Raw genomic sequence first — 259 nt, 5'->3', positions numbered from 1 at the left:
ACCCTGAGAATGAGACGATAAAAAACACCTCTCTAAATCGTAAGTATCAGTTATGATTTTAATGGAGGTGTTTTTCGCATGGGGAAAAAGAATCATTATCCCGCCGAAATAAAGTGGAAAGTAGTTGAAATGAAGCACCAAGGATTCAAAAATAAAGAAATTATGGATGCCTTAGGAATTAAACATGTGGCTCAAATTAAAACTTGGATGAAATGGTATCGTGAAGGCGAAACCTATCGGTTTGAACAATCTATTGGAA

1 pseudogene is annotated in these 259 nt (G+C 35.5%); it reads left to right on the top strand.

From position 1 onward, the window contains the following. Nucleotides 1-78: 78 nt before the first annotated feature. Nucleotides 79-259 (top strand): annotated as a pseudogene (locus G9F74_RS29650) (helix-turn-helix domain-containing protein); the annotation flags it as partial.

The organism is Bacillus sp. EKM202B (assembly GCF_011066025.1).
In the GTDB taxonomy this organism is placed as follows: Bacteria; Bacillota; Bacilli; order Bacillales; family Bacillaceae_G; genus Bacillus_A; species Bacillus_A toyonensis.
The sequence above is the reverse complement of the archived record's forward strand: the minus strand, read 5'-3'. Positions and strand labels throughout refer to the sequence as shown.